The sequence below is a fragment of the Pseudomonas sp. B21-015 genome (assembly GCF_024749285.1).
Lineage (GTDB): Bacteria > Pseudomonadota > Gammaproteobacteria > Pseudomonadales > Pseudomonadaceae > Aquipseudomonas.
In genome coordinates this window covers 1,770,680-1,793,016 of sequence record NZ_CP087196.1, presented here as the reverse complement: position 1 = coordinate 1,793,016, position 22,337 = coordinate 1,770,680, and the positions used below count along the sequence as shown (strand labels likewise).

Below are 22,337 nucleotides of genomic sequence, written 5' to 3'. Positions count from 1 at the left end.
GGATAGGCTCATCGGATCAACATGGCCTGGGCACCTTTGATGATGCTGGCATCATCGATGCGCTCGGGCACCAGCAAACCACGCTGCACCGCAGGGCGCGCCTCCAGGGTGGCTATCCAGCGTTGCAAGGCCGGCAAGCCGTCCACCGAGACACCGGACCAGTCGTGGCCACGGATCCACGGAAAGGTCGCGATGTCGGCAATGCTGTACTCTCCCGCCAGAAACTCCACGGCTTGCAGACGCGTGTCGAGCACTTCATACAAGCGCCGGGTTTCATGTTGATAACGGTCGATGGCACCCTGGAGTTTTTCCGGGAAATAGCGGAAAAACACGTTGGCCTGGCCCTGCATCGGGCCGATGCCGCCCATCTGGAACATCAGCCACTGCAACACTACCGAGCGCCCTTTCGGGTCCTGGGGCAGCAGTTTGCCGGTCATCTCGGCGAGGTAAATCAGAATTGCGCCGGATTCGAACACAGCGAAATCGCCATGGGCGCGGTCGACAATCGCCGGAATCCGGCCATTGGGATTGATCTTGAGGAAGTCCTCGGACTTCTGTTCCTTTTTGTCGAAACTCAAGGCATGCACCGTGTAGGGCAGGCCGAGTTCCTCGAGCACGATAGAGACCTTGTGGCCATTCGGGGTCGCTGCGGTGTACAGATCTATCATGGTTGTCTCCCATTTCAACCCGCCCAGCCTCGACAGTTGCCCGGCGCAAGTCAAGGAACGGCGAAGAACCGATTGAAACAGTCTGCGACAAGGTCGGCACCGGGTTCGTCATTCAGGTGCAAATGATGGCCGCCAGGCAACTGTTCACGGCTAAAGGGTAGACGCTCCAGCAACTCGGGGTGTTTGGCGAGCATGCCGTCAGCCGCGACCACCAGCTGTGCAGGACAACTGACGCGCTGGACGAAAGCCATCGCCTGTTCAGTGGTCAGACGTAACGGCGATGGAAGGGTCAGGCGGTTGTCGGTGCGCCAGGTGTAACCGCCCGGCACCGGCATCAAGCCGCGCTGAGCCAGCAATTCGGCGGCTTCGCGACTGACCGCCACCAAGCCTTTCATGCGCGCTTCGATGGCCCGGTCGAGGGTGTTGTAGACCGGTTTGCGTTTTTCCCGCAGATCCAGCTGCGCTTGCAGGGCCATGCCCATGCGCTCGGCGGCATTTTCGCCTTTGTCCGTAGGAGGAATGATGCCGTCGATCAACGCCAAGTGAGTCACCCGCTCCGGCAACGACCCGGCCACCACCAGCGAGACGATCGCCCCCAGGGAATGCCCCAGCAGCGCAAAACGCTGCCATCCCAACTGCTCGGCCACTTGCAACACGTCGTGGGCGTAGTCCCACAGCGCATAACCGGCGCCGTTCGGCCGATGCCCCGAGTGACCGTGCCCGGCCATGTCCAGCGCGACGATGCGCAAGCCCTTGAGCTTCGGCGCCAGCCGGGCAAAGCTGTTGGCGTTGTCCAGCCAGCCGTGCAAGGCGATCACCGGCAAGCCGTCCTCGGGCCCGAACAGGTGCGCCGCCAACTCGATATGCGGCAGGCTCAGGCGAACTTCTTCAACGACACTGCTCATGCGCACTCCTGTTGGCGGCGACCTTCCCAGCGACTGAACAGATTCTTCAGCAGCATGGCCGTGTCCTGTGGACGTTCGAGAGGAAACATGTGGCCGCCGGGCAGGGTCAAGGACTCGCCCAGAGGCATGCGCCCGACAGAACGGGCGTGATGGCGCATCACCACGCGGCTCTTGTGCCCGCGAACCACCGCCAGTGGCACTTTCAGCTGCCGCGCACTGCCGGGGCTGGTATGGGGCACGCCACGGTAGATGCTGATTTCCGTGGCCGGGTCGAACCGCAGACGCAGCTTGTCGCCGACCTTTTGCAAACCATGTTGAAGATAGGCCTCGAAGCATTCCGGATCGAAGCCGCGAAACAGGGTTTTACCAGCGAAATACAGGCGGGCCGCCTCCAGATCGGCGAACTCTTCCCGCCGTCCCAGGGTACGACCGGCCGGGGTCAGGCGATCGATGAAACCGAAGCGTTTGGCGGCACGGATCACCCATTGATCGGCGCGGGTCAGCACCGGCGAATCGAGCATGACCACGCCGCGATACAACTCTGGGCAACGCAACGCGGCATGCAGGTGCAGCACGCCGCCGAAGGAGTGGCCAACGCCCCAGACCGGCCCGGGTTGCTGCTTGAGGTGATGAATCAGCTCATCCACCAGATTGTTCCAGTTGTCGTCCGCCGGAAAACGCGGGTCATGGGCGTGCTGCTCCAAATGCGCCACTTGGTACTCCGGCGCCAGCGCGGCAAACAACTTGCCGTACGTGGCCGAAGGGAAACCGTTGGCGTGAGCGAAAAACACCTGTTGCGACATACCGGCGATCCATGTGCAAAAAACAGAGGGTGATTGTCCGTAAGACTGTGTCCTACAGCAATGACCGTAACTGACAGGAATGATGACAGCGTCGTTTCGTCGATGAAAAACAATCCTGGCATTCGTCGAACACCTCACTTACCTGTCATTTCTGACAGTTGATACTTCAGGAGCAACTACGAATAACTATGCCCGATTCGAAGCTCTTTCAGGAGACTGCTCCCATGCACACAAAAACCCCGACAGTCTCCGTGAAAGATCCTCGAGGGCTCAACGTCGCCACTGTGTCCTACTACCGTGACACGCCCGGCAAGACAGCAGAGCCTCGGATTTACCGTCAATCCTATAATGCCGCAGGTCGCCCGACGATCAGCCGCGACCCTCGTCTGTTCAAGCTGCTTGAGGCCGAGCCAGACGCCCGGCCAAACCTGACGACAGTTTTCAGCCTCACGGGTACGCCCCTCTACAGTGACAGCGTGGATGCGGGAAGCCGGCTGACCCTGACCGGTGTAGCCGGTCAAAACCTCATCGGCTGGGACAGTCTGCTCACTCAGGTTCGAACCGAATACGACCTGTTGCTGCGCCCGGTCAAAACCGTCGAACAGGCTCACGGCACATCCGCAAGAAACCGCTCGGTTTACACCTATGGGGGCAACACTCCGGAATCTGCCTCGCGCAATCAATGCGGCCAATTGATCCGCCATGACGACAGCGCCGGCACTGTGCACTTCACTGACTTCGCGCTGACGGGCGGAGTCAGCTCGCAGACTCGACATTTTCTCAAAGAGCTGGGCGAACCGGACTGGCCCATTGATGAAGCCGAAAGAAACCGGTTGAGCGAGCCCGGCAGCGGCGCGACCACCCGCACCCTCTACAATGCTCTGGGGCTCATGGTCAGCCAGGAAGATGCACAAGGCAACGTCCAGTATTCAGATCTGAACATCGCCGGCCAACTCGGTCAGGTTCGCTTGAAGCTCGCCGGGCAATCGCAAGACAAATCGCTCCGGCAATATCCTCAGCATCAAAGATGCGGCTCAGCGCACCCGTTTTTTCGCAACCAGAAGATCGAACCGACCAACACTTTCACCTACAACAGTTTGTATCAACTGATAGAGGCAAACGGCTGGCAGCGGGTCAATAGCCAGAACGGTCCTCAGGAGCCGGTCTTTGTTTCCCCTCCCGACCCGGGGCAGCTGGAAAATTACCGCCAGACCTATACCTACGATTGTGCCGGCAACCTCACGACACTGGTTCACAACGCTGCCAGCCACAGCTGGACACAGCAGACGGCGATTTCGAAATACAGCAATCGGGGACTGGCGCAAAAGGCTGACGGCGGGCTGCCCGACGAGAGTGAAATCACCGCCGGATTCGATGCCAACGGCAACAAAAGGGAGTTGATGGCGGGCCAGAATCTGACCTGGAGCCTGAACAACCGTCTGCGGCAGGTCGATCAAGTGGTGCGCGAGAACGCACCCAATGACAGCGAAATCTACCTTTACGACGAGTCTGGTCAGCGCAAGCGCAAAATTCGCGTCACTCAAGGCGGTTCATCAACGCGAACGCATGAAGTGCGCTATTTACCAGGGCTGGAAATCCGTACATCTCCCGAAGAAGTTCTACATGTCATTTTGGTCCAGGCCGGACGCTGCGCGGTACAGGTTCTGCATTGGGAGCCAGGCAGTGGCAACGCCGATCAGTATCGTTACAGCCTGAGCAATCATTTGGGCTCCAGTACATTGGAACTCGGTCAACACGCCGAACTGATCAGCGAGGAAATGTACTACCCCTACGGTGGCACTTCATGGTGGGCCGGCCCGGACAAAGTACAGGCCAGCTATAAGACCCGGCGATACTCAGGCCAGGAACGTGATGCCACCGGACTGTATTACTACGGACAACGTTACTACGCCCACTGGTGGGGGCGCTGGCTCAACCCCGACCCGGCAGGCACTGCCGATGGCTGGAATCTGTTTGCCATGGTGCACGGCAATCCGGTCAGGTTTGTCGATGTTCAGGGCCTGGCTGGGCTCGACACCGCCATGGCGGCCGGTGCGACGGCGGCCCGAGAACTTGCAAGCGCCTTGATCGCCGCCACCGTGCAATATGCAATGACCACGCTTATGTCGCCCATGAACGTGGCAGTGACTGCTGCCGGCGCCACAGCGGGCGCGATTTCAGGCGGCATCAGCGGGTATGCGAGCGCTAACTGGGCTCAATCCGGAGTTTCCGTCGACGATCCCTCCAGCTGGGGGCCTCTCATGGCGAAAGTCGGCGGCGCTGCCCTTGGTGCAGCTCTGGGGGCTGCGCCTTCCTTGCTCGGAACCCTCAATCCAAAAGGCAATACAGCTGCTGCCGCTCAGATCGGCGGAGCTTTCGGGACGGTGTTTCGCGAACTGTCATCCCAATACTTTGCAAATGCCGGCCCGAGCAATCCCTCTGTCGGCCGTGCAGACTTCGTAACCGGACTGGCCAGTATGGGCGCCGTGGGCACCGCCGGAGCAGCAGTGGGGTATGGTGGCGCGACGCTGTTCGGGAATGAAAGCGTGGGTAAAGCCCTACAGTCGACCCTGGTCGGTGCTACTGCGACGGCAGTCGGTGCGGCCGGTGCCTCTGCCGTGAGGGGATTGCGTGGAACGCCAACCAAGCCGTCCAAAGGCAGTGGGCCGACATTCGACCCGAACAAAGCCATCGTCGGATTCAGCAGCCGGCATTTCTTTTCCTCCCTGGGACAGTTAGCCAATCTGGCCGTCGCACAGATTCCTGGATACAGCGCATTGGACGCAAACACTCAAGCTGCGATGACGCGGGCGGTCGGCAATGCCATCGGCGACTTGCGATCGACCTTCGTGACCACCGCGACACCCGGCTTGAGTGCAGAACTGGGGCAAACGTCCTGGGATCTGGAAATGAACACGGTCGGCGCCGGTATCACCCGAGAGAACGTGCCAGTTTCAAGCAATGCGACCGATGACCCGGCAGCCACCGAAATTTTCTACGTCACCAGCGAGACGACGCGCAGGCAGCGCAGCTATTCACGATCCAATCTGCCCCATCAGATGACACACATGTGAACGCAGCGGCTGTATCGCTATCAACGAGACGGCGGTTGTTCCCCCAACGGAACAACCGCCATGGTCAGCCGCGATACGCAACTGGCCTTGCCCTCATCGCTGCTCAAACGGATATCCCAGACATGGGTGGTGCGACCAATGTGAATCGCCTTGGCCACTGCCGTCACTCGCCCGCTGCGCAGCCCGCGCAAATGGTTGGCGTTGATTTCCAGGCCTACGCAATAAAACTTGCTGGCGTCGATGCACAGATAACTGGCCATCGAGCCGACGGTTTCGGCCAGCACCACCGAAGCACCACCATGCAACAAGCCATAAGGCTGGTGCGTGCGATGGTCGATGACCATGCTCGCGGTCAGGGACTCGTCATCGAAGGCTTCGAAGCGAATATCCAGCACTTCGCCGATGGTATTTTTCTGAATTGCGTTCAACTGCTCGACGTTGGGAATGGTGCGCCACAGACTCATCGTTGCGTTCCTTTGTGGGTGTTGTTCGTCGCTCAATCCTGCCACAGCACCGCTTCGCTACGCTCGCTCCATTCTTCGAACCGCGCGCCGTAAGCGGCTTCGATCATGTTGCGCTTGATCTTCAGGGTCGGCGTCAGGAAGCCGTTCTCCACCGCCCAACTGTCCTTGACTACCACCAGTCGGTGCAAGCGCTCATGCTTATCAAGGGCGCCGTTAACCTCCTCCAGCAGCTTTTCCAGGCTTGAATGCAGGCCCGCCCTCGTCGCTGCGCTGGCGTCCCGCTGACCGACCGTCGACAACACGCACAACCCCAGCGGTGCGCTCAGGCCATCGCCGACCACACACACTTGTTCGATCCGCGAGTGCACCGCCAGACGATTCTCGATCGGTACCGGGGCGACGTACTTGCCTTTGCTGGTTTTGAAGATTTCCTTCAGGCGCCCGGTCAGGCGCAGGTTGCCTTCGGCATCTTCCTCGCCCTGGTCACCGGTGCGCAGGAAGCCATCTTCGGTGAGCCCCTAGCCACAGCCGCTCCCACATTAGCCCGGTTTCTTCAGGGTCTACGGGTGTTTGATGCCGTTGAGCTTCATCGCCCCGACCAGCAGTTCGTCGCCCTCGAGCTCCGCCAGCCCGGCTGTGCCGACTTTCTCCGGGGCCTGCACATGACCATGCTGCAAATAGCCCAGCAGGTTACCGACCAGCGGGTTATGGCTGACCAGCAGCGCGTGATCCACGGACACCAACTGCTCCGCCACCGCTTGCGGATAGTTGTCGGGCTTGAGCCAGTCGACCGTGCGAATCTCCGGCGCGAAATTCAGCGCCGTACGCACAATTTCTGCCGTCTCCTGCGCTCGATGATAAGGGCTGGCATAAATGGCAGTGAGCGGCTGGCCGATCAATTCGGCTGCGGCACGCAACACCTCTTCACGACCGTGGGCGGTCAGTGCCCGCTCGGAGTCCGGGCGAGTACCGTGAGGTTCGGCTTCACCATGACGCAATACCCAGAGTTTCATAGTTTCGGTTCCTCATCTCGGGCCGGATGCGGTGTCGGCGCCACAACGTGCGGGGCTTCACCTTCCGGTGTACGCGGCGCTGGCCAGTCGGCGAACGGCCAGGGCTTCTGGTCGCTGTGAAAGCTGCCGAAACGACCGATCTGTGCCAGAAACTGGCTCAGGCTGTCGCCGAAATTCATCAGGCTGGCGCTCGGCGCGCCATATATCAAACGATAGATCAGCTGCACCAGCACCACTGCGCCGAGGATCAATTGCGCCACTTGCCAGACCAGCACATAGACAATCATCCACAGCACCCGCAGCAGGATGGATTCGTACTTGGCTTCTACTTTTGGATCGTTCATGTCTGTCTCGCTCCCTGCTCGTCTCGGTTAAGTGCTCAGTTGAAACCACTGGTGGAAATAAAGTCCACGTCGGTTTTCGGTTCACCACGCATCAACAACCCAATCACCTGATCAAGCGTGCGCCCTTCGAACAGAATCGCGTGCAATCCGGCGACCAGCGGCATATACACACCTACTTCCTGCGCCTTGGCCTTGAGCACCTTGAGGGTGTTCACACCTTCGGCGACTTCGCCCAGACGCGTCACCGCGTCCTCCAGGCTCAAGCCCTGGCCGAGGGCAAACCCGACCTGATAATTGCGGCTTTTCGGCGACGAGCAGGTGACGATCAAATCGCCGACGCCCGCCAGGCCCAGGAAAGTCATCGGATTCGCGCCCTGGTTCACCGCGAACCGGGTCATTTCCGCCAGTGCCCGGGTGATCAGCATGCTCTTGGTGTTTTCACCCATCCCCAATGCCACCGCCATGCCGGCGATGATTGCGTAGACGTTTTTCAGCGCCCCGCCCAGCTCCACGCCAAAGCGGTCGGCGCTGGCGTACACGCGAAAGGTGCGGCCATGCAACGCAGCCTGGACCCGCTGGCAAAGCTCTTCGTCTTCGCTGGCGACCACCGTGGCGGTCAGCGCGTGTTCGGCCACTTCACGGGCCAGGTTCGGCCCGGACAGCACGCCAATGCGCGCTTGCGGGGCGATGTCTTCAAGGATTTGGCTCATCAGCTTGAACGTGTGGGCTTCGATGCCTTTGGTCAGGCTCACCAGCAGCTTTCCGCTCAAAAGCTGGGCGTGGGGTGCCAGCACCGAACGCAGCGCGCTGGACGGCAGCGCGACGAAGCACAGGTCACAGGCCTCCAGGGTGGCTTGCAGGTCCGTGACCGCCTCCACCGCCGCAAGAATCTTGATGCCTTTGAGGTAACGCGGGTTCTCGCGATCGACCCGAATGGCCTCCGCCTGCTCGGGGTCACGCATCCACAGTCGGACCTGATGCCCGTTCTCGGCCAGCAGATTAGCCACGGCGGTACCAAAACTTCCGCCTCCCAGGACCGCAATTGGGCGCTGTTCAGTCATATGCAATCCGTTAATCCATACCAGTGGCGATGCCGGCATTATACGGAGCGGCCCAGTGGCGGCCAGCCCCTGCATCAAATACCGGCACTTGTAGGAAGAAGACCAACAAAACCGAGGAAAATGTCCACAACGTGACTGGAAAAGTCGTTGTGCTCGGTTAACATGCGCGCCAACTAATCACTATCAAGGCTGTGCCGTGTCTTTTGGCTCTCCCTCCTCTCGCTCGCCGCTGGTTCTGGCGCTGATGTTCAGCTCGCCATTGCTGGCCGACGACCTGTTCCTCGACAACGATCCGTTGCCGCAAGTGCTGACGGCAACGCGCTTGAAACAGTCGCCGGCCGCGGTGCCGGGCAGCATGACGGTGATCGACAGCGAACTGATCACCGCCAGTGGCGCGCGGGACATCAGCGAATTGCTGCGGCTGGTGCCGGGGATGATGGTCGGCAATATCAGCGGCAATCAGGCGGCGGTGAACTACCACGGCACCAACGCCAGTGAAGCCCGGCGCATGCAAGTGCTGATCGACGGCCGCTCGGTGTACCGCGCAGGCCTGGCCACGGTGGACTGGAGCGATATTCCGGTGGCCATGGAAGACATCGAGCGCATCGAGGTTTTTCGTGGCCCGAACACCGTCAGCTACGGCGCCAACGCGCTGATGGCAGTGGTCAATATCATCACCCGCAAGCCGGCCGACAGCCACGGCACGCGGCTGAAACTCACCCGTGGCCAGCGCGGTATCAACGACTTCTACGCCAGCCAGGGCAAGGGCTGGGGCAGCGGCGACTTGCGTCTGTCGCTGTCCGGCCAGCAAGATGATGGCTTCGACTCGAACCGCACCGGCGCCGATTACCGCGACAGCCGCCGCTTGAACCGCTTCAGCCTTGCCGTCAGCCAGACGCTCAACGAAAACCAGAGCGTCGATTGGCAACTGAATGCCAAGGACGGGACCAACCAGCGGCCGTATACCTACCGCCCGGTATTCTCAGGGATTACCGCCGCCGGGAATAATTCCGACGTCATCGCCAAGGACTACGCCGGCTCGATGCGCTGGAACCTGGACATCAATCCCGATCACAGCCTTTATATTCAAGGCTCGGCGCAGCACTGGGATCGTCAGCAGACCTGGCGTGCCTGCGATGCCGAGGTCTCGTTCAGCCCGGAACTGACCGAACTGTGGCAACTCAATCCGAACTACGCCGAACGCCTGGCGCGCAACATGGAGCGCTACACCGGTTCCGGCGCACCGGCAGGGACTGCGGCTGAACGTGCGCTGGGCAATCAGGTACTGAGGCAATGGCAAAACGGCGCCCGGCAAACCCTCTGCGGCGACATTGACCAGAGCGCCCGGGAATCACGCTACGACCTCGAACTGCAAGACACGCTCAGCCTGTCCGACAGTCTGCGGCTGGTCAGCGGCATGAACTATCGTTACGACCGGGCAGATTCCGAGACCTACTTCAATGGCAAGCTCGACGACACCACCTGGCGAGCGTTCGGCCAACTCGAGTGGCGCGCCACCGAGCACTGGTTGCTGCAAGGCGGTGCGATGTTCGAAGACACGCAGTTGACCGGTAGCTCGCTGACCCCACGGGTGGCGGTCAATTACCTGATCAACCCGCGTCACGGTTTGCGCGCGGTGTATTCGGAAGCCATACGCTCACCAGACATGTTCGAGAACAACGTCAACTGGAGCTACCAGGTGACCAACCTGCAGCCAAGTACCTACGGCCAGACCAGCGCCCGCTATTTCGTCAGGACCCGTGGCCCGGGCGACCTCGAACAGGAACGCATGCGCTCCCGGGAGCTGGGCTACAACGGCTACTTCGCAGAGCGGGGGCTGACGGTCGATGTAAAGCTGTTCTACGACGAAATCAACGGCATGATCAGCGAACCGCTGCGCAACAATCAGTACATTGCCAGCAACTCGAACAGCTCCAGATACTCCGGGACTGAAACCCAGCTGGACTGGCGCGTCAGCAGCGCTGACCGTCTGCGCCTGACCTATGCCTACGTCGATGCCGAGGCGAGCAATCCGTTGGATGCACAACAGACGGCGCGCAACAGCGGCTCCGCCGGTTGGCTGCGTAACTGGGGCCACGGCTGGAACAGCGCGCTCTTCTACTATGGCGCCGACGCCCTCAACGGTTACCGCTTCGAACGGGTCGATACCCGCATCGCCAAACGCATTGGCCTGGGCAAGGCCAATCTGGAGCTGGCCGGGATCCTCCAGCAACGCCTCGACAATCAGCCCACCACTTTCGTCGACAACAACTACGACGAGCGCCGGGTGCTCTACTTCAGCGCGGAGCTGGAGTTTTAAGATGCTGCATCGCCGGTCACGGAAGACGCCAACCCTTGGCCGCCTGCTGGCCGGGTTGTGCCTGGTGTTTGCCGGACTGCTGTGCTGCCTGCCGGCACGGGCCGCCGATATTTTGCTGACCGGCGCCGAAGACAGCCCCGGCGTGCAATCTTTCGTCCAGGCCCTGAGCGAGTTGCGCCCCACCGACAGCGTGCGTTTCCAGCCTGTCGCCAGCCTTCCGGCGCCCGGCCAACTGCCCGCTGGCACCCGTTTGATTCTGCTCGACCTGCCAAGCCTCGAGTGGCGCCTGCAAGACGCCCAGGGTCCCGCGACGCTGGTGCTGCGCATCAGCCGCCTGCAAGCCCGACAACGCCTGGGCAATGACCTGCCCCCGCATCTGAGCCTGCTCTGGAGTGATCCGCCACTGGATCGACAATTGCGCCTGACCCGACTCCTTCTGCCTGAGGTCCGACGGGTCGGTGTGCTTTTCGACGGCCACAGTGAGTTCCTGTTGAAGGAACTGCATCAGGCCGCCCTGCCCCTGGGCCTTGAAGTGGTCACCGAACGTTGGGACAACACCAATGACAGCCGCCCCTTGCAGGCGTTGCTGAAAAACAGTGACGTGCTGCTGGGCCTGGACGACCCTAATCTGTATAACCCGAAAACCGTGAAAAACCTGCTGCTCAGCAGCTATGCCCGGCAACTGGCGCTGATCGGTCCCAACGCCGCCTTCGTCAGGGCCGGCAGCCTCGCCAGCACCTACAGCGACCAGAGCGATTGGCTGAAGATTCTCGACGAACTGCTCGACCGCCCCTCAAACACCTGGCCGCGCACCCTTTATCCGCAGCACTTCAAGGTCTTGAGCAACCCGCAAGTGGCTCGTTCATTAAGTATTGAACCGATGGACGAAGCCTCTGTCGCAACAAGGCTGGCCGAAGGAGAACACCGCCCATGACCTTCCGTCGCGGTTGGGACATCAATACCCGCACCCAGATCATCAGCCTCGGCCCGGCGCTGCTGCTGACGTTGCTGCTGATCAGCTTCTTCACCTTCGTGCGAATCCAGGACCTGCGCCAGGAGCTCAACCACACCGGTCAGCTGATCGCCAACCAACTGGCGCCGGCCACTGAATACGGAGTGATTTCGGGCAACAACGAGGTGCTCGAAAGCTTGCTCAAAGCCACTCTGGCCACGCCCAATGTGCGCTTTCTGGAAGTACAGGACAGCGCCAACCGGATTCTGGTGTACGTCGAACAACCGTCGCAAACCCACAACCGCGCGCACCAGGTCGAAGTGTTCCAGGCACCGGTGCGGCTGCAACGCATCGCGCTCAACAACGATTTTTTCCAGAACAGCCGTACCGTCCCCACAGCGCCAGGTGAGGATTATCTGGGCCGGGTGATCGTCGGTCTGTCCAACGACGCCTTCAATCAGCGCCAACAAGAAATCCTGTTCAAGGCCGGGATCCTGGCCTTGTTTGCCCTGTTGTTTACCTTTCTGCTGGCTCGGCGCCTGGCCGGCAGCCTGTCGCAACCGATCCACGACATCGGCAATGCGGTCAAGGCGATCCAGGAAGGCGACTACAAAACACCCCTGCCGATTGTCGACGACACCGAACTGGGCGCCCTGTCGCAACACATCAACAACCTTGCCCAAGGCCTTGAACAAGCCAGCCGCGAACAGCATCAGGCCATGGCGCAACTGATCCAGACCCGCGAGGAAGCGGAAAAGGCCAACAACGCCAAATCCGATTTCCTGGCGATGATGAGCCATGAACTGCGCACGCCGATGAATGGCGTGCTGGGGATGCTGCAACTGTTGGAAACCACCGAAATGACCGAGGAGCAGATCGAGTACGCCGCACTGGCCTCGGAATCCACTGAACACCTGCTCAAAGTCATCAACGACATTCTGGATTTCTCGCGCATCGAGCGCTCGGAACTGGAGCTGGAGCACATTGCGTTCAACCTCGCGGACCTGATCGGCAGTTGCGCTCAGTCGTTCCAGCACAGCGCGGTGCAACGCGGGCTTGACCTGCAACTGCGGATCCCCGAAGACATGCGTGCGCTGCAGGTTCAGGGCGATCCGACGCGGATCCGGCAGATCCTGGTCAATCTGGTCGGCAATGCGCTGAAGTTCACCGAACGGGGTCGCGTCACGATCGAACCGCAGTGGCAATCCCTGGACCACGAACTGCTGTGGTTCACCTGCACCGTGCGCGACAGCGGGATCGGCATCCCGGCCGACAGCCTGGAATTGATGTTCAACGCGTTCCAGCAGGCCGACAGTTCCATTTCAAGACGTTACGGTGGCACCGGGCTGGGGCTGCCGATTGCCCGCACCCTGGCAGAACGAATGGGCGGCACCTTGCGCGCTCAGAGTGAAGAAGGCGTTGGCTCGGTGTTCACCCTGGAAATCCCCCTGGCGATCTACGAACAGTCGTTGCCAGTGCTGACGCCGCGAGTACACACCGGCAATGGTCACGGCGAAGGTCGCAATGTGCTGCTGGTGGAGGACAATCCGGTCAACCGCACCGTCGTCGAAGCAATGTTGCGCAGTCTGGGCTTTACTGTCAGCGTCGCCACCGATGGTGCACAAGCGGTGCGCAGTGCCGAGAGCCTGATTTTCGAAGCGATTCTGATGGACTGCCGACTGCCGGTCGTCGATGGCTATGAGGCTACCCGACAGATCCGTCAACTGCCCGGCTGCGCTGACTTGCCGATCATCGCCCTGACGGCCAACGCCTTGCAGGGCGACCGCGAAGCCTGTCTGTCGGCGGGAATGAACGATTACCTGGCCAAGCCCTTTAAACGCACTGATCTGCAGCAAATTCTGCAGCGATGGGTGCAGTAGTGCAGGCCTTTCGGCTATCTGCGACTGGCGTGAACGACGAAAGTGCGGCAGTCTTAGGCACCCGAACAGGCCCGAAAAGGGGCTTGAATAATAATTTCAGTGCACAAGTGTACATTCATGTCCTTGGTGCTGTGACTTTCACCACAACGCAATAGTCTATGAGTAGGCTGCTGACTCGAGGCATGAACGCTTCGATCGGCCGGGAAGATTCGCCCCACCCTGCCGCATGGGACTATTGAGGAGCTCGCATGACCAAACAAAACGCCTTTACTCGGGAAGACCTGCTGCGCTGCAGTCGCGGTGAGCTGTTCGGCCCAGGTAACGCGCAACTGCCCGCCCCCAACATGCTGATGGTCGATCGCATCACCCTGATCAGCGAAGAAGGTGGCAAGTACGGCAAAGGTGAATTGGTCGCCGAGCTGGATATCACTCCGGACCTGTGGTTCTTCGCCTGCCATTTCGAAGGTGATCCGGTGATGCCGGGCTGCCTGGGCCTTGACGCCATGTGGCAACTGGTCGGTTTCTTCCTCGGCTGGCAAGGTCTGCCGGGCCGCGGTCGCGCCCTGGGTTCGGGCGAAGTGAAATTCTTTGGCCAGGTACTGCCGACCGCCAAGAAAGTCACCTATAACATTCATATCAAGCGCGTCCTCAAAGGCAAGCTGAACCTGGCCATCGCCGATGGTTCCGTGACCGTCGACGGCCGCGAAATCTATACCGCCGAAGGCCTTCGGGTCGGCGTTTTCACCTCCACTGACAACTTCTAAGGGTTATCCGCATGCGCCGCGTCGTTATCACTGGTCTGGGCATCGTTTCGTGCCTGGGCAATGACAAAGAGACCGTCTCCGCTAACCTGCGTGCAAGCCGCCCTGGCATCCGGTTCAACCCGGAATATGCCGAAATGGGTCTGCGTAGCCAGGTTTCCGGCTCCATTGACCTTCCCCTCGAAGAACTGATCGATCGCAAGATCTATCGCTTCGTCGGCCACGCGGCGGCTTACGCCTACCTGGCCATGAAAGATGCCATCGCAGACTCCGGTCTGACCGAAGAGCAGGTTTCCAACGTGCGTACCGGCCTGATCGCCGGTTCCGGTGGCGCGTCGACCTTGAACCAGATGGAAGCGCTGGACATCCTGCGCGAGAAAGGCGTCAAACGCGTAGGCCCGTACCGCGTCACGCGGACCATGGGCAGCACCGTTTCGGCCTGCCTGGCCACGCCATTCAAGATCAAGGGCGTGAACTACTCGATCTCCTCCGCGTGCGCCACCAGTGCTCACTGCATCGGTAACGCTGTGGAGCAGATCCAGTTGGGCAAACAGGACATCGTCTTCGCCGGCGGCGGTGAAGAAGAACACTGGAGCCAATCGTTCCTGTTCGACGCCATGGGCGCCCTGTCCAGCCAGTACAACGAAACCCCGGAAAAAGCTTCCCGTGCCTACGACGCCAAGCGTGACGGTTTCGTCATCGCCGGCGGTGGCGGCATGGTCGTGGTCGAAGAGCTGGAACACGCTCTGGCCCGCGGCGCGAAGATCTACGCGGAAATCGTTGGCTACGGCGCGACCTCCGACGGCTACGACATGGTCGCCCCAAGCGGTGAAGGCGCCATCCGTTGCATGCAGATGGCCATGGCCACCGTTGATACCCCGATCGACTACCTGAACACCCACGGCACTTCGACTCCGGTCGGCGACGTGATGGAAATGAAAGGTGTGCGTGAAGTGTTCGGCGACAAGGCCCCGGCCATCAGCTCCACCAAGAGCCTGTCGGGTCACTCCCTCGGCGCCGCTGGTGTTCACGAAGCGATCTACTGCCTGCTGATGATGGAAGGCAACTTCATGGCCGGTTCCGCCAACATCGACGAACTGGACCCGGAAGTGGCAGACATGCCAATCCTGACCAAGACTCGCGAAAACGCCACCATCGACACCGTGATGAGCAACAGCTTCGGCTTCGGTGGCACCAACGCCACGCTGGTGCTGAAGCGTTGGGCAGGTAAGTAATACCTCGCCGTTTCGCTGCACACAAAAACGCCCCGACTGGTTCGGGGCGTTTTTTTTGCCTGAATAAAGCAGCCAGTTAAGGCGCAAGCCCGCGCCCACAAGGATTGTGGTGTTCAATCCATCAGGCTCGAACCGCGGTTTTCTTCCTCGCGAACATGAAACATTTGTCATGGAACTCAACGGCCTGCGATCGAATGTCGCGCATTTCGCGGCCTCCAGGACTTTCTCCGATTTTGCAAAAGTCCGTTACCGAATTCAGTCGTTTACTTAGCCCGCTAACCAAACTTATAACAAAGCCCTGCACACGCCTTGCTGCAGATAACAGAGATTGGAGCTAGCAGATGACTGTAAAAGTAACTGAACGCGACGATTCACACATGTCCCACGAAGGCATCGCCGCCGGTATCCGCATTTGGGATGTACATCAACAAAACCTGCTGGTCGGGATGTTCCACTCCGAGACCGAAGCCCACCAATACAAGGCCGAACTGGAAACACTGGAGCAGCAACGCGAAGCGCGTTCTGCATAATGACCGCATTGAAAACGACAAACCCCGCCATGAGCGGGGTTTGTCGTTGTTGCAGTCTCTAACGGCTTACCACATCAGATCATCAGGGATCTGATAGGCCGCATACGGATCGTCTTCGACGCTGACTTCTTCTGTCTTCACATTCAGCTGCACGATGCGCTGTGGATCGCGCTCCTGAATCTTCAGGGCCGCCTCACGAGGGATCACTTCGTAACCGCCGGCGTGATGCACGATCGCCAGCGAACCGTTGCTGAGCTTGTTGCGCATCAGGGTGTTGACGGAGATGCGTTTGACCTTCTTATCGTCGACGAAGTTGTAGTAGTCCTCGGTGGTCAGCTTCGGCAGGCGCGTTACTTCGATCAATTGCTTGACCTGGGCGGCACGAGCCTTCTGCTCGGCCTTCTCCTGCTGCTGACGGTTGAGTTCCTGGTCACGCTTGACCTTCTCGGCCATGGCTTCCTGAGCCGCACGCTGCTGGGAGTCATCGAGTTCGATCTGGCCTTTGTGGGCCAAACGTTGTTGTTTCTGTTTTTCTTTGCCGACCTGTTTGGCCTGCTTTTGGTTGACCAGCCCTGCTTTGAGCAACTGGTCGCGAAGGGAAAGGCTCATGGTACTTACTCACTTAGGCAACAGCTCAGCCGCAGCTGGGCAAATTCTTTTCCTGACGTTTGGCTTCGCCCCATAAGGCGTCCAACTCTTCGAGGGTGCAATCTTCTATGGGACGGTGGGTGTCGCGCAATGCCTGTTCGATAAATCGGAAGCGCCTTTCAAATTTTGAGTTCGCGCCGCGCAGCGCGGTTTCCGGATCGACCTTGAGGTGTCGCGCCAGATTGACCACGGAAAACAGCAGGTCGCCGACTTCATCGGCAATCGCTGCCGAGTCATTGTCGGCCATGGCTTCGAGCACTTCATCGAGCTCTTCGCGAACCTTGTCGAGCACCGGCAAGGCGTCCGGCCAGTCGAAACCGACCTGCCCCGCGCGCTTTTGCAGTTTTGCCGAACGGGACAGTGCCGGCAGCGCCGCGGGTACGTCATCGAGCAAGGACAACTGCTGCGGCGCCGAAGACTTCTCGGCGCGCTCTTCAGCCTTGATCTCTTCCCAACGTTGCTTGACCTGCTCTTCATTCAGACGCGGGACGTCCAGCGGCGCGTACAGATCACCGGTGGGGAACACGTGAGGATGACGGCGGATCAACTTGCGCGTGATGCTGTCGACCACGCCAGCGAACTCGAAGCGCCCTTCTTCCCGGGCCAGTTGGCTGTAATAAACCACCTGGAACAACAAGTCGCCCAACTCACCCTGCAAGTGATCGAAATCGCCGCGCTCGATGGCGTCGGCGACTTCGTAGGCTTCTTCCAGGGTATGTGGAACGATGGTGGCGTAGGTTTGCTTGATGTCCCACGGGCAACCGTATTGCGGGTCGCGCAGGCGGTTCATCAGGTGCAGCAGGTCTTCAAGTGAATACATCAATCTCTCTCACGGCAAAATCCCTAGTGGGAGCGAGCCTGCTCGCGATAGCGGACTTCCAGGCAACACATAGGCCGACTGAAGAATCGCAATCGCGAGCAGGCTCGCTCCCACAGTGGATCGGCGCTGAACATGCGATCAAGGCGTGCGGTTACGGCGGGTTTCGATGATGTTCGGCAACTGGGAAATCCGCCCCAGCAACCGCCCCAATGCATCCAGCCCCGGAATCTCGATGGTCAGGGACATCAGCGCCGTGTTGTCCTCTTTGTTCGAGCGGGTGTTGACCGCCAGCACGTTGATCCGCTCGTTGAGCAGCACTTGCGACACGTCGCGCAGCAGGCCGGAACGGTCGTAGGCACGGATGATGATGTCCACCGGATAGGTGAGCACCGGCACCGGGCCCCAGCTGACCTGGATGATCCGCTCCGGCTCGCGCCCGGCCAGTTGCAGCACCGAGGCGCAGTCCTGACGGTGAATGCTCACGCCACGGCCCTGGGTGATGTAACCGACGATGGCGTCCCCCGGCAACGGCTGGCAGCAGCCGGCCATTTGGGTCATCAGGTTGCCGACACCCTGGATCTGGATATCGCCGCGCTTGCCCGGTTTGTAGCCGGTGGCTTTGCGCGGGATCAGCTCCAGCTGTTCGTTGCCGCGTTCCGGCTCGACCAGTTGCTGCGCCAGGTTCACCAGTTGTGCCAGACGCAAATCGCCGGCACCCAACGCGGCAAACATGTCCTCGGCGGTCTTCATGTTGGCCTTTTCGGCCAGCTTGTCGAAATCCACCTGCGGCAGGCCGAGGCGATTGAGTTCGCGCTCGAGCAAGGTTTTACCGGCCGCGACGTTCTGATCACGGGCCTGCAACTTGAACCAGTGAACGATCTTCGCCCGCGCCCGCGAGGTGGTGACGTAACCCAGGTTCGGGTTCAGCCAGTCGCGGCTCGGGGTGCCGTGCTTGCTGGTGATGATCTCGACCTGTTCACCGGTTTGCAGGCTGTAGTTGAGCGGCACGATCCGCCCGTTGATCTTGGCGCCGCGGCAGTTGTGACCGATTTCGGTGTGCACGCGATAGGCGAAGTCCAGCGGTGTCGCACCCTTCGGCAAGTCGATGGCGTGACCGTCGGGAGTGAAGATATAAACCCGGTCCGGCTCGATATCGACCCGCAGCTGTTCGGCAAGGCCGCCGATATCGCCCAGCTCTTCGTGCCACTCGAGGACCTGACGCAGCCAGGAGATTTTCTCTTCGTAGTGGTTCGAGCCGGACTTGACGTCGGTGCCCTTGTATTTCCAGTGCGCGCAAACCCCCAACTCGGCTTCTTCGTGCATGGCGTGGGTGCGGATCTGCACTTCCAGCACCTTGCCTTCAGGGCCGATCACCGCGGTGTGCAGCGAGCGGTAGCCGTTCTCTTTCGGGTTGGCGATGTAGTCGTCGAACTCTTTCGGGATGTGCCGCCACAGGGTGTGGACGATGCCGAGCGCGGTGTAGCAATCACGCATTTCCGGCACCAGCACACGAACGGCGCGCACGTCGTAGATCTGGCTGAACTCCAGACCCTTGCGCTGCATTTTGCGCCAGATCGAATAGATGTGTTTGGCCCGGCCACTGATGTCGGCATCGACGCCGGTGGCCTGCAACTCGTTCTTGAGTTGGCTCATCACGTCGGCAATGAAGCGCTCGCGATCCAGCCGCCGCTCGTGGAGCAACTTGGCGATCTGCTTGTACTGGTCGGGCTCGAGGTAACGGAAGGACAAGTCCTCCAGCTCCCACTTGATATGACCGATACCGAGGCGGTGGGCCAGCGGCGCGTAAATGTCGAAGACTTCACGGGCGACGCGGTTGCGCTTCTCGTCGTCAGCGGTTTTCACTGCGCGGATCGCGCAGGTGCGTTCGGCCAGTTTGATCAGCGCAACGCGCACGTCGTCGACCATGGCCACGAGCATTTTGCGCAGGTTTTCGACCTGACCCTGAGTGCCCATCACCATGGATTTACGCGGGCTCAGGCTGTCGCTGATCGCCGCCATGCGTTGCACGCCGTCGATGAGTTTGGCCACCACCGGACCGAAGCGCTGGCTGACTGCCGGCAATTGGATCTGGCCTTCACGCACGCCACGGTACAAGACCGCCGCGACCAACGAATCCTGATCGAGTTTGAGGTCGGCGAGAATCTCGGCGATCTCCAGGCCCGTGCGGAAACTCGAGGTCCCTTCGGACCACAGATTCTTCGCCGCATTGGCTTGTTGTTCGGCCTCGCGAGCGAACTCGCAGGCTTCTTTCAAGGCTTCGCGATCCAGTGCCGCATCGACACTGACCGCGTGATCGAGCCAAGCCTCGAGATTGATACTGCCGTCAGTGTTGATCGGCTGGTGTGCTCTCACCTGTACCATCTTGCTTTACCTTCCCTACGACGCAGATTCAATGCGTCAAATCGCTGACCTTCGCTGCCCGTGTGTACTCGCGGGGCTAAGACGAATGCGCTTTGCACGAGCGGGTCAGTCGGACCAGACGAGCCATCCTAGCTCGCTTCAAATAACGCCATGGCCTCGACATGTGCCGTCTGAGGAAACATATCGAGAATCCCGGCACGTTTTAACCGGTAGCCCTGCTTGATCAATTCGACCGTGTCGCGCGCCAGCGTTGCAGGGTTGCACGACACATACACCAATCGTTCGGCACCCAGGGATGCAAGCTTGCGCACCACCTCGAAAGCACCGTCACGCGGTGGGTCCAAGAGTACCGCACAAAAGCCTTCGCTGGCCCATTCGGCATCAGCCAAAGGCTGGGATAAATCGGCCTGAAAAAACTTCGCATTATGCAAATTGTTGTTGGCAGCGTTCGCGGCCGCCCGCTCGACCATGGCCTGCACACCCTCGACCGCCACCACTTCGCGCACGGCTTTGGCCAGCGGCAAGGCAAAGTTGCCCAGCCCACAGAACAGGTCCAGAACCCGCTCATCGGATTTCGGCGCCAACCACTCCAGCGCCTGGGCCACCATCGCTTCGTTGACCCCGGCGTTGACCTGAATGAAATCTCCGGGCCGATACGCCAGGTTCAGGTCCCACTGTTCAAGGCGGTAGCCCAGCGACTGATCGGCCTCGACCGGTTGCGGCTCGCCTTCCCCATGCAGCCACAATTGGGCTTCATGGAAGGCGCAGAAATCCTTGAGGATCGTCATGTCGGCTTCGGACAACGGCACCATGTGCCGCAGCAATACCGCCAATGACGAACCGCTGAACAACTCCACATGCCCCAGTGCCTGAGGTTTGCTCAAGCGCCGGAGCATCTCCGGCAAGCGGGTCATGATCGGTTGCAAGGGCTGTACCAGCACCGGGCATTCGTTGATGGCGACAATGTCCTGACTGCCGGCGGCGCGGAAGCCGACTTCCAGTTTTTTCGCTTTCATGTCCCAACGCACCGCCACTCGGGCGCGACGACGGTAGCCGAATTCCGGACCGCTCAACGGCGCTGCCCACTCATCAGGTTCGACACCGGCAACCCGCGACAATTGCTCGGCGAGCATGCGCTGTTTCAGGGCGAGCTGTTCGTTGTGGGGCAAATGCTGCACGCTGCAACCGCCGCAGCGAGCAGCATGAGCGCACGGTGCCGGGCGGCGCAATTCACTGGCCTGGAACACGCGTTCGGTGCGCGCCTCGACCACTTTGCCATGGGCACCCAAGACCCGCGCCTCGACGTCTTCACCGGCCAATGCGCCGATGACGAACCAGGTGCGACCTTCGAAAAACGCGATACCGCGACCGTCACTGGCCAGGCGCTCGATGGTCAAGCGCTGCTTTTTGCCGGTCGGGACTTGCGGGGCCTTGCTGCCGCCCGTGGGCTGGAAGCGCAGGCCTCTCTCTTGCCTAGCCATCAGTTGGGCGCGTCGAAAATGCCGGTCGACAGGTAACGGTCGCCACGGTCGCAGATGATCGCGACGATCACCGCGTTTTCAACTTCTTTGGACAGGCGCAGCATCGCCGCCACGGCACCGCCCGAAGACACGCCACAGAAGATACCTTCTTCGCGCGCCAGACGACGAGTCACGTCTTCGGCTTCGCTCTGCGCCATGTCGACGATCCGGTCCACGCGATCGGCCTGATAAATCTTCGGCAGGTATTCCTGCGGCCAGCGACGGATGCCCGGAATCGCCGAGCCTTCCATCGGCTGCAGCCCGATGATCTGCACGTTGTCGTTCTGTTCTTTCAGGTAACGCGAGACACCCATGATGGTGCCGGTGGTGCCCATCGAGCTGACGAAATGCGTGATGGTGCCTTGGGTCTGGCGCCAGATTTCCGGACCGGTGGTGGTGTAGTGCGCCTCGGGGTTGTCACCGTTGGCGAACTGATCCAGCACCTTGCCACGGCCTTCGGCTTCCATTCGCTGGGCGAGGTCGCGAGCGCCTTCCATGCCTTCTTCCTGGCTGACCAGAATCAGCTCGGCGCCATAGGCTGTCATCGCGGCTTTGCGCTCGGCGCTGGAGTTGTCCGGCATGATCAGGATCATCTTGTAACCCTTGATCGCGGCGGCCATGGCCAGGGCGATCCCGGTGTTGCCCGAGGTCGCTTCGATCAGCGTATCGCCGGCGTGGATCTGCCCGCGCAGCTCGGCACGGGTGATCATCGACAGCGCCGGACGGTCCTTGACCGAACCCGCCGGGTTGTTCCCTTCGAGCTTGAGCAAAAGGGTGTTGCTGGTGGCGCCAGGCAGGCGCTGCAAACGGACCAGCGGAGTGTTGCCGACGCAATCGGCGATGGTTGGGTACTGCAAGGTCATGGCGTATTCGCAATCCAGACTGCGGGGGCGCCTATCATACCGGCAAACGTGCGCAGGCCATATCACGCAAAGTAAGGGGCTTATTGCTTATAGG

General features: G+C 60.4%; 19 protein-coding genes and 1 pseudogene. 7 read left to right on the top strand and 13 right to left on the bottom strand.

The genetic code is table 11. The annotated features are described in order from the left end of the window. Positions 1-8: 8 nt before the first annotated feature. The 3 genes from LOY38_RS08120 to LOY38_RS08110 are packed head-to-tail and all read right to left on the bottom strand — an operon-like array spanning position 9 to position 2,376. The gene (locus tag LOY38_RS08120; protein ID WP_258699561.1) at positions 9-668 is read right to left on the bottom strand and encodes a glutathione S-transferase family protein; all 660 of its coding nucleotides are present in this window, start codon (positions 666-668) and stop codon (positions 9-11) included. Positions 669-718: 50 nt separating this feature from the next. Further along, positions 719-1,573, bottom strand: a complete 855-nt coding sequence (locus tag LOY38_RS08115; protein ID WP_258699560.1) for an alpha/beta hydrolase — start codon at positions 1,571-1,573, stop codon at positions 719-721. Beyond that, positions 1,570-2,376 carry an alpha/beta fold hydrolase gene (locus LOY38_RS08110; RefSeq protein ID WP_258699559.1) on the bottom strand — a complete coding sequence of 269 codons (807 nt, stop codon included), beginning with the start codon at positions 2,374-2,376 and terminating at the stop codon, positions 1,570-1,572. The genes LOY38_RS08115 and LOY38_RS08110 overlap by 4 nt, the downstream gene beginning before the upstream one ends. Before the next feature lie 224 nt (positions 2,377-2,600). Here LOY38_RS08110 and LOY38_RS08105 point away from each other — a divergent pair, with 224 nt between their 5' ends. After that, positions 2,601-5,450, top strand: coding sequence for an RHS repeat-associated core domain-containing protein (locus tag LOY38_RS08105; RefSeq protein WP_258699558.1), 2,850 nt, complete (start codon positions 2,601-2,603; stop codon positions 5,448-5,450). A gap of 20 nt (positions 5,451-5,470) precedes the next feature. Here LOY38_RS08105 and LOY38_RS08100 read toward each other — a convergent pair whose 3' ends face one another. From LOY38_RS08100 to LOY38_RS08080, 5 genes and pseudogenes are all read right to left on the bottom strand, one after another. Next, the gene (locus LOY38_RS08100) at positions 5,471-5,914 is read right to left on the bottom strand and encodes a hotdog fold thioesterase (protein WP_258699557.1); all 444 of its coding nucleotides are present in this window, start codon (positions 5,912-5,914) and stop codon (positions 5,471-5,473) included. A gap of 32 nt (positions 5,915-5,946) precedes the next feature. Next, positions 5,947-6,429: pseudogene (locus LOY38_RS08095) on the bottom strand (AMP-binding protein); the annotation flags it as partial. Between the two features lie 45 nt (positions 6,430-6,474). Beyond that, positions 6,475-6,927, bottom strand: coding sequence for a phosphohistidine phosphatase SixA (sixA, locus tag LOY38_RS08090; protein WP_258699556.1), 453 nt, complete (start codon positions 6,925-6,927; stop codon positions 6,475-6,477). Next, entirely contained in the window at positions 6,924-7,271 is a 348-nt protein-coding gene (locus tag LOY38_RS08085; RefSeq protein WP_258699555.1) for a DUF4389 domain-containing protein, read from the bottom strand. Before LOY38_RS08085 ends, sixA begins: the two co-directional genes overlap by 4 nt. A 35-nt stretch (positions 7,272-7,306) precedes the next feature. Further along, positions 7,307-8,332: an NAD(P)H-dependent glycerol-3-phosphate dehydrogenase gene (locus tag LOY38_RS08080; protein WP_258699554.1), complete on the bottom strand. Its 1,026-nt coding sequence runs from the start codon at positions 8,330-8,332 to the stop codon at positions 7,307-7,309. A gap of 196 nt (positions 8,333-8,528) precedes the next feature. Between LOY38_RS08080 and LOY38_RS08075 the strand changes: the two genes are divergently transcribed. The 6 genes from LOY38_RS08075 (at position 8,529) to LOY38_RS08050 (ending at position 16,010) form a co-directional block, all read left to right on the top strand. After that, entirely contained in the window at positions 8,529-10,652 is a 2,124-nt protein-coding gene (locus tag LOY38_RS08075; RefSeq protein ID WP_258699553.1) for a TonB-dependent siderophore receptor, read from the top strand. 1 nt (position 10,653) lies between these two features. Further along, positions 10,654-11,586, top strand: a complete 933-nt coding sequence (locus LOY38_RS08070; RefSeq protein WP_258699552.1) for an ABC transporter substrate-binding protein — start codon at positions 10,654-10,656, stop codon at positions 11,584-11,586. After that, positions 11,583-13,484 carry an ATP-binding protein gene (locus LOY38_RS08065; protein WP_258699551.1) on the top strand — a complete coding sequence of 634 codons (1,902 nt, stop codon included), beginning with the start codon at positions 11,583-11,585 and terminating at the stop codon, positions 13,482-13,484. Before LOY38_RS08070 ends, LOY38_RS08065 begins: the two co-directional genes overlap by 4 nt. 248 nt (positions 13,485-13,732) lie before the next feature. Next, on the top strand, positions 13,733-14,248 hold the full coding sequence (gene fabA / locus LOY38_RS08060; RefSeq protein WP_003179264.1) for a 3-hydroxyacyl-[acyl-carrier-protein] dehydratase FabA: 516 nt from the start codon (positions 13,733-13,735) through the stop codon (positions 14,246-14,248). An 11-nt stretch (positions 14,249-14,259) separates the two neighbouring features. After that, positions 14,260-15,480 (top strand): beta-ketoacyl-ACP synthase I, encoded by a 1,221-nt coding sequence (fabB, locus tag LOY38_RS08055; RefSeq protein WP_258699550.1) that lies wholly within the window; start codon positions 14,260-14,262, stop codon positions 15,478-15,480. 341 nt (positions 15,481-15,821) lie between these two features. Further along, on the top strand, positions 15,822-16,010 hold the full coding sequence (locus LOY38_RS08050) for a hypothetical protein (protein WP_007937567.1): 189 nt from the start codon (positions 15,822-15,824) through the stop codon (positions 16,008-16,010). Between the two features lie 66 nt (positions 16,011-16,076). Here LOY38_RS08050 and LOY38_RS08045 read toward each other — a convergent pair whose 3' ends face one another. The 5 genes from LOY38_RS08045 to cysM all read right to left on the bottom strand — a co-directional run bounded on the left by LOY38_RS08045 (position 16,077) and on the right by cysM (position 22,243). Beyond that, positions 16,077-16,619, bottom strand: a complete 543-nt coding sequence (locus LOY38_RS08045; protein ID WP_258699549.1) for a DUF2058 domain-containing protein — start codon at positions 16,617-16,619, stop codon at positions 16,077-16,079. A 25-nt stretch (positions 16,620-16,644) separates the two neighbouring features. Continuing rightward, positions 16,645-17,478, bottom strand: a complete 834-nt coding sequence (gene mazG / locus LOY38_RS08040; RefSeq protein ID WP_258699548.1) for a nucleoside triphosphate pyrophosphohydrolase — start codon at positions 17,476-17,478, stop codon at positions 16,645-16,647. 138 nt (positions 17,479-17,616) lie between these two features. Next, the gene (gene relA, locus LOY38_RS08035; protein ID WP_258699547.1) at positions 17,617-19,860 is read right to left on the bottom strand and encodes a GTP diphosphokinase; all 2,244 of its coding nucleotides are present in this window, start codon (positions 19,858-19,860) and stop codon (positions 17,617-17,619) included. Between the two features lie 128 nt (positions 19,861-19,988). After that, positions 19,989-21,341, bottom strand: a complete 1,353-nt coding sequence (gene rlmD / locus LOY38_RS08030; protein ID WP_258699546.1) for a 23S rRNA (uracil(1939)-C(5))-methyltransferase RlmD — start codon at positions 21,339-21,341, stop codon at positions 19,989-19,991. Then, entirely contained in the window at positions 21,341-22,243 is a 903-nt protein-coding gene (gene cysM, locus LOY38_RS08025; protein WP_258699545.1) for a cysteine synthase CysM, read from the bottom strand. Before cysM ends, rlmD begins: the two co-directional genes overlap by 1 nt. Positions 22,244-22,337 lie beyond the last annotated feature (94 nt).

What these genes read in the sequence shown, in the direction of transcription:
- LOY38_RS08115 (WP_258699560.1), bottom strand. Translation starts at nt 1,573, where the DNA reads ATGAGCAGTGTCGTTGAAGAAGTTCGCCTGAGCCTGCCGCATATCGAG.
- rlmD (WP_258699546.1), bottom strand. Translation starts at nt 21,341, where the DNA reads ATGGCTAGGCAAGAGAGAGGCCTGCGCTTCCAGCCCACGGGCGGCAGC.
- LOY38_RS08110 (WP_258699559.1), bottom strand. Translation starts at nt 2,376, where the DNA reads ATGTCGCAACAGGTGTTTTTCGCTCACGCCAACGGTTTCCCTTCGGCC.
- LOY38_RS08080 (WP_258699554.1), bottom strand. Translation starts at nt 8,332, where the DNA reads ATGACTGAACAGCGCCCAATTGCGGTCCTGGGAGGCGGAAGTTTTGGT.
- LOY38_RS08065 (WP_258699551.1), top strand. Translation starts at nt 11,583, where the DNA reads ATGACCTTCCGTCGCGGTTGGGACATCAATACCCGCACCCAGATCATC.
- relA (WP_258699547.1), bottom strand. Translation starts at nt 19,860, where the DNA reads ATGGTACAGGTGAGAGCACACCAGCCGATCAACACTGACGGCAGTATC.
- fabA (WP_003179264.1), top strand. Translation starts at nt 13,733, where the DNA reads ATGACCAAACAAAACGCCTTTACTCGGGAAGACCTGCTGCGCTGCAGT.
- LOY38_RS08070 (WP_258699552.1), top strand. Translation starts at nt 10,654, where the DNA reads ATGCTGCATCGCCGGTCACGGAAGACGCCAACCCTTGGCCGCCTGCTG.
- LOY38_RS08100 (WP_258699557.1), bottom strand. Translation starts at nt 5,914, where the DNA reads ATGAGTCTGTGGCGCACCATTCCCAACGTCGAGCAGTTGAACGCAATT.
- LOY38_RS08050 (WP_007937567.1), top strand. Translation starts at nt 15,822, where the DNA reads ATGACTGTAAAAGTAACTGAACGCGACGATTCACACATGTCCCACGAA.
- cysM (WP_258699545.1), bottom strand. Translation starts at nt 22,243, where the DNA reads ATGACCTTGCAGTACCCAACCATCGCCGATTGCGTCGGCAACACTCCG.
- LOY38_RS08120 (WP_258699561.1), bottom strand. Translation starts at nt 668, where the DNA reads ATGATAGATCTGTACACCGCAGCGACCCCGAATGGCCACAAGGTCTCT.
- LOY38_RS08105 (WP_258699558.1), top strand. Translation starts at nt 2,601, where the DNA reads ATGCACACAAAAACCCCGACAGTCTCCGTGAAAGATCCTCGAGGGCTC.
- mazG (WP_258699548.1), bottom strand. Translation starts at nt 17,478, where the DNA reads ATGTATTCACTTGAAGACCTGCTGCACCTGATGAACCGCCTGCGCGAC.
- LOY38_RS08085 (WP_258699555.1), bottom strand. Translation starts at nt 7,271, where the DNA reads ATGAACGATCCAAAAGTAGAAGCCAAGTACGAATCCATCCTGCTGCGG.
- fabB (WP_258699550.1), top strand. Translation starts at nt 14,260, where the DNA reads ATGCGCCGCGTCGTTATCACTGGTCTGGGCATCGTTTCGTGCCTGGGC.
- LOY38_RS08045 (WP_258699549.1), bottom strand. Translation starts at nt 16,619, where the DNA reads ATGAGCCTTTCCCTTCGCGACCAGTTGCTCAAAGCAGGGCTGGTCAAC.
- sixA (WP_258699556.1), bottom strand. Translation starts at nt 6,927, where the DNA reads ATGAAACTCTGGGTATTGCGTCATGGTGAAGCCGAACCTCACGGTACT.